This window comes from Rhodoferax sp. XS2R6 (assembly GCF_056521365.1).
Map to the genome: position 1 here is coordinate 183,612 of NZ_JBWMAY010000001.1, position 12,452 is coordinate 196,063.

At 56.9% G+C, this 12,452-nt stretch carries 12 protein-coding genes and 1 riboswitch; of the genes, 10 read left to right on the forward strand and 2 right to left on the reverse strand.

Going from position 1 to position 12,452, the window contains the following annotated elements:
• Nucleotides 1–17 precede the first annotated feature (17 nt).
• Nucleotides 18–146: riboswitch (ZMP/ZTP riboswitch) on the forward strand.
• 41 nt (nucleotides 147–187) lie between these two features.
• From glyA to AC097A_RS00910, 10 genes are all read left to right on the forward strand, one after another.
• On the forward strand, nucleotides 188–1,432 hold the full coding sequence (glyA, locus tag AC097A_RS00865) for a serine hydroxymethyltransferase (RefSeq protein ID WP_105259514.1): 1,245 nt from the start codon (nucleotides 188–190) through the stop codon (nucleotides 1,430–1,432).
• A gap of 100 nt (nucleotides 1,433–1,532) precedes the next feature.
• Nucleotides 1,533–1,982: a transcriptional regulator NrdR gene (gene nrdR, locus AC097A_RS00870; protein ID WP_105259515.1), complete on the forward strand. Its 450-nt coding sequence runs from the start codon at nucleotides 1,533–1,535 to the stop codon at nucleotides 1,980–1,982.
• Nucleotides 1,983–2,110: 128 nt separating this feature from the next.
• Entirely contained in the window at nucleotides 2,111–2,725 is a 615-nt protein-coding gene (locus AC097A_RS00875) for a GspH/FimT family pseudopilin (RefSeq protein WP_479619408.1), read from the forward strand.
• Nucleotides 2,719–3,309, forward strand: coding sequence for a type IV pilus modification protein PilV (gene pilV, locus AC097A_RS00880; RefSeq protein ID WP_479619409.1), 591 nt, complete (start codon nucleotides 2,719–2,721; stop codon nucleotides 3,307–3,309). The genes AC097A_RS00875 and pilV overlap by 7 nt, the downstream gene beginning before the upstream one ends.
• Nucleotides 3,306–4,265: a PilW family protein gene (locus AC097A_RS00885; protein ID WP_479619410.1), complete on the forward strand. Its 960-nt coding sequence runs from the start codon at nucleotides 3,306–3,308 to the stop codon at nucleotides 4,263–4,265. The genes pilV and AC097A_RS00885 overlap by 4 nt, the downstream gene beginning before the upstream one ends.
• Nucleotides 4,258–4,842, forward strand: coding sequence for a pilus assembly PilX family protein (locus tag AC097A_RS00890; protein ID WP_479619411.1), 585 nt, complete (start codon nucleotides 4,258–4,260; stop codon nucleotides 4,840–4,842). Before AC097A_RS00885 ends, AC097A_RS00890 begins: the two co-directional genes overlap by 8 nt.
• A 20-nt stretch (nucleotides 4,843–4,862) precedes the next feature.
• On the forward strand, nucleotides 4,863–8,585 hold the full coding sequence (locus AC097A_RS00895; protein WP_479619412.1) for a pilus assembly protein: 3,723 nt from the start codon (nucleotides 4,863–4,865) through the stop codon (nucleotides 8,583–8,585).
• Nucleotides 8,586–8,603: 18 nt separating this feature from the next.
• Nucleotides 8,604–9,110 carry a type IV pilin protein gene (locus AC097A_RS00900; protein ID WP_479619413.1) on the forward strand — a complete coding sequence of 169 codons (507 nt, stop codon included), beginning with the start codon at nucleotides 8,604–8,606 and terminating at the stop codon, nucleotides 9,108–9,110.
• An 81-nt stretch (nucleotides 9,111–9,191) separates the two neighbouring features.
• The gene (ribD, locus tag AC097A_RS00905; protein ID WP_479619414.1) at nucleotides 9,192–10,310 is read left to right on the forward strand and encodes a bifunctional diaminohydroxyphosphoribosylaminopyrimidine deaminase/5-amino-6-(5-phosphoribosylamino)uracil reductase RibD; all 1,119 of its coding nucleotides are present in this window, start codon (nucleotides 9,192–9,194) and stop codon (nucleotides 10,308–10,310) included.
• A 54-nt stretch (nucleotides 10,311–10,364) separates the two neighbouring features.
• The gene (locus AC097A_RS00910; RefSeq protein WP_479619415.1) at nucleotides 10,365–10,994 is read left to right on the forward strand and encodes a riboflavin synthase; all 630 of its coding nucleotides are present in this window, start codon (nucleotides 10,365–10,367) and stop codon (nucleotides 10,992–10,994) included.
• 40 nt (nucleotides 10,995–11,034) lie between these two features.
• Here the strand turns inward: AC097A_RS00910 and AC097A_RS00915 are convergent, their stop codons facing one another.
• Together AC097A_RS00915 and rpiA are read right to left on the reverse strand one after the other, a co-directional pair.
• A complete protein-coding gene (locus AC097A_RS00915) occupies nucleotides 11,035–11,694 on the reverse strand; it encodes a trimeric intracellular cation channel family protein (protein ID WP_479619416.1) in 660 nt (219 codons plus the stop codon).
• Nucleotides 11,695–11,722: 28 nt separating this feature from the next.
• A complete protein-coding gene (rpiA, locus tag AC097A_RS00920; protein ID WP_479619417.1) occupies nucleotides 11,723–12,409 on the reverse strand; it encodes a ribose-5-phosphate isomerase RpiA in 687 nt (228 codons plus the stop codon).
• Nucleotides 12,410–12,452 lie beyond the last annotated feature (43 nt).

Consider the following 12,452-nt stretch of genomic DNA (forward strand, 5'->3'; position numbering starts at 1 on the left):
CGCGCTCGGTTAAACTCCTGCCTGCACGCAACTGGCGATAGGCGCCGGGCCCTTCAAGGCCCATTGGCGCTGACGTGGGACACCACTGGGAAGCGTGCCGCAAGCCTTTTCGGGCTTGCGATCAGCCGTTCGCCTGGGCAGCCCTGTGTCTTTCAGACCCACAGGCCCTTTGTCTTTTAGGACTGCCATGTACGACCGCAACATCCTTGTTGAACAAGCCGACCCCGAATTGTGGGCTGCCATCTTGGCCGAGAACGCGCGCCAGGAGCACCACATTGAGCTGATCGCCAGCGAAAACTACGCCTCCCCCGCCGTCATGGCCGCCCAGGGCAGCCAACTGACCAACAAATACGCCGAAGGCTACCCCGGCCGCCGCTACTACGGTGGCTGCGAACATGTGGACGTGGCCGAGCAACTAGCGATTGACCGCATCAAGCAAATTTTTGGCGCCGAAGCCGCCAACGTGCAGCCCCATTGCGGTGCATCGGCCAACGAAGCCGTTTTCCTGGCTTTCCTGAAACCCGGCGACACCATCATGGGCATGAGCCTTGCCGAAGGCGGTCACCTGACCCACGGCATGGCCTTGAACATGAGCGGCAAGTGGTTCAACGTGGTGAGCTATGGCCTGGATGCCAACGAAGCCATCGACTACGAAGCGATGGAACGCAAAGCACGTGAGACCAAGCCCAAACTCATCATTGCAGGTGCATCCGCCTACTCCCTGGCCATCGACTTTGAGCGTTTTGCCAAGATTGCCAAGGAAATCGGCGCCATCTTCATGGTGGACATGGCCCACTACGCCGGCCTGATTGCGGCTGGCGTGTACCCCAACCCCGTGCCCCACGCCGACGTGGTGACCTCCACCACCCACAAGAGCCTGCGCGGCCCCCGTGGCGGCATCATCCTGATGAAGGCCGAACACGAAAAAGCCATCAACAGCGCCATCTTCCCCGGCCTGCAAGGCGGCCCGCTGATGCACGTGATCGCCGCCAAGGCTGTTGCGTTCAAAGAAGCCATGGCGCCTGAGTTCAAGACTTACCAGCAACAAGTGGCCCGCAACGCCAAGATCGTGGCCGAAACGCTGACCGCGCGCGGTCTGCGCATCGTCAGCGGTGGCACCGACAGCCACGTGATGCTGGTGGACCTGCGCTCCAAGGGCATTACCGGCAAGGAAGCTGAGGCCGTGTTGGGCGCTGCCCACATGACCATCAACAAAAACGCCATCCCCAACGACCCCGAGAAACCCATGGTCACCAGCGGCGTGCGTATCGGCACCCCCGCCATGACCACCCGCGGCTTCAAGGATGAGGAAGCCCGCGCCACGGCCAACCTGATTGCCGATGTGCTGGACAACCCGCGCGACGAGGCCAATATTGCCGCTGTGCGTGCCAAGGTGCATGCCCTGACATCGCGCTTCCCGGTCTACAAGTAAGCCTTATGGCAAGCGCAGGCACTACTATTTTGATAGCTGCTTGCGCTTGTTTTATAAGGGCCAGAGCCCTATTTGGCACTTAATTGAGCACCCCTGCGCCATGAAATGCCCCTTCTGCAGCCATTCTGAAACCCAGGTGGTAGAGACTCGAATTTCGGAAGACGGGGACTTCATTCGCCGCCGCCGCCAGTGCGGATCGTGCGAAAAACGCTTCACCACTTATGAACGCCCGGACGTCAACTTCCCGGCCATCGTCAAAAAAGACGGTCGCCGCATCGAGTTTGAACGCGCCAAACTGCTCGCCTCCATGAACCTGGCCCTGCGCAAGCGGCCCGTGAGCACCGAGCAAATCGACAGCGCCATCGAGCGCATCGAAGAAAAACTCCTCAACCTGGGCCTGCGCGAAGTCCAGAGCACCCGCATCGGCGAACTCGTCATGCGCGAACTCAAAAAGCTCGACAAAGTCGCTTACGTGCGCTTTGCCAGCGTTTACCGGAATTTTGAGGACATTGATGAGTTCAAGACTTTGGTGGACGAGGTGAGTCGGTAGCCCTCACCACAGGTGCCGTTCATCACATGGGCCCGCCCGAATGTCGATTTTCAATGCAAGGATTGAAACACCCCGACTAATATATCCAAATGCCGAATGACAGACTCAAATTTTTCCGAAAGCGCTCCATGCTCCCAGCTCGAGGGAGAGCTTGTCGTTTGGGCCTGCATGGCTTCAGCCTCATCGAACTCATGGTCGTCATTGCCATCGTAGGTATTCTGATTACCTTGGCAGTTCCTTCTTTCACAGCACTCATCGCACGATCGTCTGTTACCAAGGCAGTGAATAACTTTATCTCCGATACGCGATACGCGCGCGGTGAAGCTATGCGCAGAGGCAAAAGCGTTGCGATTTGCAGGAGTAATAACCCTGCTGCTGCAGCGCCTGTGTGTGGAGTGGGTGACGGGCTAGCGGTCCTAGGCTGGGCCTCTGGTTGGGTTGTCTTCGTTGATGAAAACGGTAACGGCACTTTCAACAATGCCGGGGGAGACAGTGTTTTGCGTGTGCAGGAGCCTTTGACAGGGTTATCCGATTTTTTTGCAGTAGGTGCAGCACCACTTACATCGGCTGTCAGCACAGGTAACAACGTTGTCTACGATGGAACAGGCAGAGCAGTTGGACAACAAGGAAGATGGTTAGTCCATCCTTCAGGAGCGGCCGCCACAGACATCAGCTTTGCCAGAACTCTTTGCATGAATTCCGTTGGAAGAGTTCGGCTCGTCACGGGAGAAGCGGCATGCTGAAGCGCCCCTCTCATGCTTTACGAGCACCCCAAAAAGGCGCGACTTTAATAGAGATATTAATTTCCATTTTGCTTCTGTCATTGGGAATGATGGCCGTGGCGGGCATGCAGGCGTATTCCATTGCGGCACAAAACAATGCCATCTACAGGTCGGTCGCCAGTACGATGGCTAACGAATTGGCAGAACTCATCCGCTTAAATCCTGCCGGTTTGAATGCAGGAAATTACAACATTGCCTTCATGTCTCAGCAGCTCCCCGGGGCACCTAATTTAACGGCCTGCCCTGGAGTTGCAGATGCGGATACAGCACCTGCAGAGTATCCGTTTTGCAACAGTGCAGCCAATCTGGCTGCGTATGACATCACCAGCATACAACGCCGTGTTCGCAACAATTTGCCCGTTGGTGGGGTTCAAGTGGTTGCAAACGTGGCCGTAGCACCTGCCCGTTCCACGGCTGACATCTGGATTACATGGCAAGAGCCGGGCATCTTAGTCGCTGCAGAAGGCAATGCAGACAATTGCTCCGCGGCCTCAAAAGCGCTAGCAACATTGCCACGTTGCTTTTACATGCGGGTGCAATTATGAGCCGGAGTAAACACCACGTCCCGGTAAACAACGCCCGCACCAATTTGCGTCAGACTGGTTTTACTCTCATTGAGTTACTGATATCCATCACGCTGGGAATTGTGGTCATTGGGGCTATGTTGGTCATGTACACCACGGGCGCCTCAGCCACCCGCTACGCGGCAGCCCAAGGGCAAATGAACGAGGATGCCCAAATGGCGCTATCTGTCATAACCCAAGAATTGCGCAAAGCTGGCTACAACCCACGTCGCCCCACCGGGCCCACTGCAACCGCCGTGAACGATTTAGGCCAGGCGGGCTGGGGCTTATTTGCCTGCCCCAACGGATTTACGGACAACACGCCCATTTTGGTCAGTGGACTAACCTGCAATGCAGGAGGGAGTGGCGGGGCACTTGCTGTGGTGTCCGAGTCAGATTTGGTAAGCGGTAGAAACACTGCCGGCAATCTCCCCATGGATTGCATTGGCAACGGCATTGCTTCGCAGGGGATCTCCATTGCCGGTGGCAATTACTACACAACGCAATCTCGCCTCTATATCGCCAACAATGCGTTGAACTGCCTTGGTAGTGGTGGCGCCTTACCACGCCTTACCCTCAATCAGGTACCGCAAGTGCTCGCAGAAAATATTGAAAGCATGACGTTTATGTTTGGCATCGGCAGCCCGGCTGATAGCAAGATAGTTCAGGGCTACTACTCTGCTGCCGACATCAATGGCGTACCAGCAGATGCTGCTTTTGCAGCGCTTCCATCGGCGCTAGACCGCTGGAAAAAGGTTGTCGCCGCACGTGTATGCGTGGTTGTGAGAAGCGAAACCCCCATACTCCAAGATATCGAAACTGCTCCCTCCTATTTAGACTGCAATGACGATGTAGTAGCCATTGCGGACGGTAGGTCACGTCGCGCTTACCGCACGACCGTACTACTGCGTAACCATGGGGTAGGTTTTAATGACTAAACATGCCTCCCTGCAGCGCAGGCGCACTCAGCAAAGCGGCGTCGTTTTGGTTGTAGCCTTGTTGCTACTGATGGTGTTGACTATTCTTGCAAGCGTCTCGATTAGAGGCGCGTCATCTTCCGAGCAAATTGCGAACCAAGACCGTCTAAAAACCCTGGGACAACAGTCAGCAGAAGCAGCGCTGCGATATTGCGAAGCGCTGGTGCAGGCCTACGCAATGGACAATGCCAAAAGTGCCCCAAACCTTGGGGGACTGATTCCCAATGCGGCGCCAGGGGCTGGGGTTTTTAATTGGGAAATCAACGCGGCACAAAACTTCTGGGATAACGCGCCGGGTGCGAACTCACCGCTCATCGCGCCATTTGCTGCTGCCGGTGATGGCGTGGGCGGTAACGGCGCTTATTTCCAACGCCCTCCGGAGTGCATGTCTCAGTACACATCTGCAGGGAATACTAAAGTATTTGTTACCACAGCAAGAGGATTTGGACCCGAGGTTCCTGTAGCACCCAATCCGAAAAACGGAACACTGCCTGTAGGCACCGAGGTTTGGCTGCAATCTGTCATCACCATGAACTAACGCTCTCAGGAGAAAACATCATGAAACACTCCGCTCTACGCAGCATCGCAGTTGCTTTAGTTTTGGCACTGAGTAGTTCTTTGGCACTCTCTGTCGTCGCACAAGCGCCTTTACTGAACAGTACCGCAGCTGTGCGGCCCAATATTGCCCTCGTGTTTGACACCTCGGGATCCATGGATTGGGAGTGCGTTTACGCCAAACACGTTACCGACGTTTTCATCTCCGAAAATGCCACGTTGTCTGGGCTGACGGACAACTGTCTTGCCACTAATGACATTCGCCACGCAGCCCCGGTTAACAATTATTTGTTCTATAACCCCAAAATCAGGTATGCGCGCAGTTACACCGCCACAGGTACTTTGCAGGCGAATGCGGCCGTAGGTGCAACCTCTGTGGTCACCCTGTACCAGCCCAAATCTGGGCAAGATCCCACGACCTACACCTCATCGGCACAGTTGACCAACGCCGCCAATTATGACAGTTACCAAGTAGTTACTACAGGTTTCAAGTTAAACGGTGGAACAACAACAACAACCAATATTTTTGGCCCCCACGGCGGCAGTCGTACGGATTGCGCTGGTGCTACCTGTACGTTGGCCGAAGAGCGACAAAACATTGCTAACTGGCGTGCCTACAACTTTGACCGGATGGCAGCTGCCAAAACTGGAATTGGTGGTGCCTTTGCAAGCCAGACCGACAACTTCCGATTGGCCTATGGCACGATCTACGGATCTCCCAACACCATTCAAGACTTCGGACTTGCTAAAACTGCGTTTTACTCTTGGCTGAACGCGCGCAACTCAGGGGAAGGAAGTGGAACTCCTTTGCGCGCAGCCCTCAACCGGGCGGGCATTTATTACAGCAGTACGTCAAACACCGGCCCCTGGGGTGCAAACCCATCTTCCCCTCCCAGTGGGGAGACTGCCGCCAGCCACCTCTCTTGCAGGCGCTCCTTTACGTTGATGATCACTGATGGCTTCTATAACGATGGCATTAGCGGAGTAGAGTCCAGGCCCAATGTGGGCGATGTAGATGGTCAGGCTGGCCCCATTCACACCCACGCCACCGCCACACCTACACAAACCTACAAATACACTCCGGGAAACACCTCCGACGCAAGGAATACCGGGAAGTCTGACAAAACCAATGGGGGCACCGGCACCAGCCACACCTTGTCGGATGTAGCGCTGAAATATTGGGTCACGGATTTGCGCTCAGATTTGTTGAATGACTATGGCTCTGGAGGACCTAGCGCCCCCCCCTTCTGGCAAAACATGACATCCTATATGGTCAGCTTTGGGGCTGCAGGCAACATGACGGAGACTGCTGTAGCCAACGCCAAACAAGGCGCCTTGAACTGGGCAGTTCCCGTGGCGAATCAGCCGACAACCATTGACGACATGCGGCATGCCGCGCACAACGGAGGCGGAGAGTTTCTGAAGGTCAACAATGCGGTGCAATTTGCCACGGATTTGGGTAACGTCATTGGTAGTATTGCAGGGCAGGAGTTTTCGCAGGCGGGCGTAGCCGCCTCTGCGGTCACGCTGACTACAGGTACCCAGAAGTTTGTACCGTATTTCACCAGCGGCTCCTGGTGGGGCAACCTGGAAATGGTGAACGTGGCAACCCAAGCCAGGGTCTGGCAAGTCATTGCAACCGATAGCAATGGTCAGCCCACAGGGGTCACGACATTCCCAACGGCATATACCAGCCGCAACATACTAGTGTGGGTAAACGCAGCAACCCAAGCAGTTGCTTTTAATCCAACCAACGTCAACAACGCCACCTACAGCCTCAAAGGTACCAATACCAATATGCAGATGGCCACTGCGGTCACTAATGACGTTATTAACTTCCTGCGTGGTGATCGCGCTAACGAAGGAACCACCTTGCGCAAGCGCCAGGCTATTTTGGGTGACATCGTTAACTCAACCCCTGCATTCATCAAAAACAACACTTACCCAGAATACAACCTTCTACCGAGTGGAACACCGGGGCAAGGCGATTTCTCAGCCTATATGGCAACCAAAGCAGCTCGCACGGAAGGCGCACTATTTGTAGGCGCAAACGATGGCATGCTCCACGCGTTTGCCGAAGGCTACGCCGCGAATACACCAGGGCGCGAAATTGTAGCTTTTATGCCGCGTTCGGTGCTGGGCAAGCTGGAGTCCCTGAGTACATCAGGCTATTCTTACGCGCACACTTTTACCGTGGATGGTCCCATCACGGAGGTCGATGCTTACGTCACCACGCCCAATTTGACCTCCAGTGGATCATCACTGGGATGGAAGAACCTGATTGTGGGAACCACAGGCGCAGGTGCCAAAGCGGTTTACGCCTTGAATGTCAGTGATCTGACCAATATGAATAGCAAATCGGTTTTGTGGGAGATCAACGCCGACCCAGCGTTTCCCCTCATGCCCGGTAACTCCACCACCTCTTTTTCTGAATTGGGGCATGTCCTCTCCCCCGTTCAAAGCGGTACCACCACCGGCGGAGAGTGGATCTCTGTTTTTGGCAATGGCTATGACAGTGCTTCAGGGAAAGCCAGTCTTTTCATCGTAGAAACAGCCACCGGCAAATTGTTAAGGCGCTTGGATACAGATGCCACCACAGGCAATGGTCTTGGTGGTGTGCGTTTGGTACTCAATGCCAAGAAGCAAATTATTGGTGCCTACGCGGGAGACCTGAAGGGTCGTTTGTGGAAATTTGACCTAAGTAACAGCAGTCCTGCAAGCTGGGGATTGGGCAATGGTGGCGTAGCTCTGTTTACTGCCATGAATGGAGCCATCCCCCTGCCCATTACGGCCCAACCCGCTGTAATGGAGCGGACGGATCAACCAGCCTACACCCCAAGCTATCTAGTGACAGTGGCAACGGGCAAATTGTTCGAGTCAGGCGACACCGCAGTACCGAGTGCCGCCCAAGCTGCCTACGGCCTGTGGGATCGCCAGCCATTCGGCTCCAGCGGAGCAGATACGATCAGCGACTCCACTCTGGAGCCTGTGACACAGACTTTACAGACACCCTCAGCCAGTTTTTCGTATGTAGTGCCGAGTTATGCCAACGCCGGGGTTACCGCTATCGACTGGACAACGCGGCGTGGTTGGAAAATCGTATTCAATATGGCGGAGCGCCCCGGGCAGCGCGTGATTGACGCGGTGGAACAAATCCTGCAAGTCGTCAAGATTGATACGGTCACGCCTGATGCCAGTGCATCCAGTTGCAAAGCATCCAAAAGTAATGGCTTGAACTTGGTCATTGATCCCTTGACCGGCATTTGCCGGGTTGGAGGAACCCTGGACACCAACAACGATGGGCAGATTGATACTGCTGATGCACAAAACATATGTGGATACACCACTCTGTCGGATGGTCGAGACGTGATATTGATGCTGCTCGATAGCTCCAATTTGGATACGGGACTGCGAAATGCGCAAAGCTCTTCAGGCGGTACGAATTTCCGTGCCGGAGATGGGCCAAGCCAAAACTGTCAAAACAGCGCTACATACGCGGCTGCACATCCGTCTGAATGCTCTCCGACCTGCCAGAACAATCCAAGCTACGCGAGCGCGCATCCCGAAATTTGTGGCACCTGCATGACCAGCACAAGTTATGCTACTGCCCACAAAGCGGAGTGTTGTGCTCTTCCCGAATATCGCACGGCGAACCCTTCAGTCATATGCGAAGGAACCACACTCAACAGGTCTTGGCGTCAACTCTTTCTCCGTACCAACAATTAAAACCAAGGTTCAACTGAAATGACACCAGCACTTCCAATGGCGGCCACTGCAAAGCCACGTGCCACAGCCGGTTTCACTCTGATAGAACTAATGATCGTGGTGGCAATCATTGGCATCTTGGTATCCATCGCATTACCTTCCTATCAAAGCTATATTCAGCGCGGCCATCGCGCTGCTGCGCGTGCGCAGCTCATGCAGGCAGCGCAATATATGCAACGCTTCTATGCCGCCAACGACAATTACAGTGTTGATCGAGCCAATGCAAATACAGTTTGGGCGGTGATGCCCGCTGCACTCCGCCGCGCGCCCGCGGATGGGGCACAGGTGTATGACATGGCCGATACGGGAACCAACCCAAGCGCAGCCACTGCTACGACGTTCACCCTGATCATGCGCCCCATGGCAGGTCGAGCCATGGCGACAGACCTCTGCGGGGGTCTTTCAATCACACAAGCAGGTGTTCGTGGCGTAACGGGGTACGCTGGAGCAGCAACTGCAGCGCAAATAGCAGAATGCTGGCGTTAGCTCAAATCAAAGCCGTCATTCAACGATGCTCCCTTCCAATGCCCTCACGTGTGACAAGCTTTCACGAGAGGTAATGTCCATTTGATTTCCACCGCTCTGCGTAGCGCAACTGCGGCTCTCTATATCTCGAACCCGAATCCGCGTGTAGGCTGCCTCATCACCAAGCCAGATGGCATACCCCTCGGCCAAGGTCACACCCAGCGCGCCGGCGGCCCCCACGCCGAAGTCATGGCCTTGCGTGACGCAGCAGCCCAAGGCCACTCAGTGGTTGGCGCTACGGCCTACGTCACCCTGGAGCCCTGCTCGCACCATGGCCGCACCGGCCCCTGCTGTGATGCGCTGGTCCAAGCAGGCATCAAGAAGGTAGTCGCCACCAACCTGGACCCCAACCCTCTGGTCAGTGGCCAAGGCTTTGCACGGCTTCGCGCCGCAGGGGTTGAAGTGGAGGTCTTGGACCCCACCGATCCGCTGGCCATCGCCTCGCGGGAGCTCAATATCGGTTTCTTCAGCCGCATGGTCCGCAAGACGCCATGGGTGCGCATGAAGGTGGCTGCCTCCTTGGATGGCACCACGGCGCTGGACAACGGTGCCAGCCAGTGGATTACCTCCGCTGAGGCGCGTGCCGATGGCCATGCTTGGCGCGCGCGGTCCTGTGCCATCTTGACTGGCATAGGTACTGTGTTGGCGGACAAGCCGCGGCTGGATGTGCGCCTGGTGGAAACACCGCGCCAGCCCCATCTGGTGGTGGTGGACAGCGACTTGCAGACGCCGCTGGACGCTCCTTTTTTTATAGCTGGTCGCGCAGTATTCATCTATGCTGCAACCCCAAATGATGCCAAACAAGCGGCTCTGGAAGCGTTGGGGGCCAAAGTGATTTACCTGCCCGGCCACAACGCCCAAGGCCAGCCTACGGGTAAGGTGGACTTGGCCGCCATGATGAAAGACCTGGGCCAGCGCGAAATCAATGAGCTGCATGTGGAAGCGGGCTTCAAACTCAACGGATCGCTGGTGCGCGAAAGTTTGGTGGACGAGTTCGTGGTCTACCTGGCGCCCAAGCTGCTGGGCCAAGGCGCGGGCATGTTCAACATCGGCCCGCTGACCGAGCTGGCACAGGGCGTGACGCTGGATTTCAAGTCCACCGAGATGGTGGGGCCCGACTTGCGCATCGTCGCGCGCGTGCAAGGGCGTGACGCCTTCTAGGGTTTTGCCACGGTGGGGACCTGTACCCTGCCCTTTCCCTGCGAAAATGCCACTATGTTTACAGGCATCATCACCGGCGTAGGCCGCATTTCCGCCGTCCAGGCTCTGGGCGAATCTGCAACCCATGGCAAGCGCCTCACGATTGAGACGCCCACCGGTTATCTGGACGATGTGGGTTTGGGCGACAGCATTGCGCTCAACGGCGCCTGCATGACGGTCACCACCTTCGATGTGGCCCAAAAACAGTTCACCATCGACATCTCCGCCGAATCGCTGGACAAGACGGCCGGGCTGGACGCGCTGGGCCCCATTAACCTGGAAAAAGCCCTGCGGGCGCACGACCGCCTGGGCGGCCACTTGGTATCGGGCCACGTGGATGGCATAGGCACCGTGAGCCACTTTGCCCAAGTGGGCGAAAGCTGGGAATTGCGCGTGCTGGCGCCTGTGGCGCTGGGCAAGTACCTGGCCTACAAGGGTTCCATCACCATCAACGGTGTGAGCCTAACCGTGAACCGTATTGCCGATGTAGCGGGTGGCTGCGAGGTGAGCATTAACCTGATTCCTCACACGGTGGAAAACACGGCGCTGCACACGCTGGCTATGGGCAAAAAAGTGAACCTGGAAATTGACCTGATTGCGCGTTATGTGGAACGCATGATGACAGCGCCCGCCGCGCAAAGCTAAAGCCCAGAAAAACCTACCCGAGGCAGACCTGGCACTTGCCTCAATGGGCTCCTGAGCGCCATTCCGGCAAACTCCAACCACGTAACAAAGCTAGCACACGCAAAGCCGTGGCAGTGCCTGCCGCGGCCACCGTGGCCAACCACAGCGGCCAGGTCAAAGCGTAGGCCCCCACCATCACCCAGCCGCCGACAAACGAGCACACCGCATAGGGCTGGTGATCTCGAAATGCACGCGGGATTTCGTTACAGACCACGTCACGCATCACCCCGCCAAACACCGCGGTCACCATGCCCATGAGCACGGCCACGATGGCGGGCATGCCCATCTCCAGCGCGATATGGGTGCCCCCGGCGGTGAACAAGCCCAAGCCCAAGGCATCGGGCCACTGCATGGCGCGCTCGGTGGGCTCAAAGTGTTGGGCACGCAAGAACAACATGGCCCCCACGCACAAGGCCAGCAGCGCCCATAGCCAGGTGGCGTGTTCCACCCAGAAGAAGGGGCGCCGGTCCAGCAGCACATCACGCAGCGTGCCGCCACCAAAGGCAGTGAGTCCGGCCACCATGCACACGCCCACGGCGTCCAGCCGCTTGCGCGCCGCTTCCATAAGGCCAGACAAGGCAAAGGCCACCGTGGCAGCGGCCTCGATCGCGATGTGGGTGTTGGAGAGCGTGAGCACCTCGGCCAAATGGTTTACCGCCATGCCCTGCCCTCCGTGTTGAGAGAAAAGATTAGAACGTCAGCGTCTTCACGCCGCCGGCCGTGCCCAGCAGGCAGACCTGCGCACGCTGGAAGGCAAACACACCCACCGTCACCACGCCGGGCCACTGGCTCACTTCGGCTTCAAAAGCCAGCGGATCGGTGATCTGCAGACCGGTCACATCCACAATCCATTGGCCGTTGTCAGTTACCAGCGGCTTGCCGTCTTTCTGGCGCACCTTGCCTGCGCCACCCTTGGCAGCAAACTGGGCGATCACACGCTGCGTAGCCATGGGGATGACTTCCACGGGCAGCGGGAAGGCGCCCAGCGTTTTCACTAGTTTGGATTCATCGGCAATGCAAACAAACTTGGCGCTCTGAGCCGCCACGATCTTTTCGCGCGTCAGGGCCGCGCCACCGCCCTTGACCATGTTGCCGCCGCCGTCGATCTCGTCGGCACCGTCGATATAGACCGAGAGCTTGTCCACCTCATTGCTGTCGAACACTTGGATGCCCAGCGCCTGCAGGCGCTCGGTGCTGGCCACGGAGCTGGACACGGCGCCCTTGATCTGGTCCTTGATAGTGGCCAGTGCGTCGATGAACTTGTTGACCGTGGAGCCGGTGCCCACACCCACAATCTCGCCAGGCACCACGTACTGCAGCGCGGCTTGGCCCACCAGGGTTTTGAGTTCGTCTTGGGTCAATGCGGGTGTGCTCATAAGGGACAATCGAAGGAGTTGAAATCTGAAAGCAGGAATTATC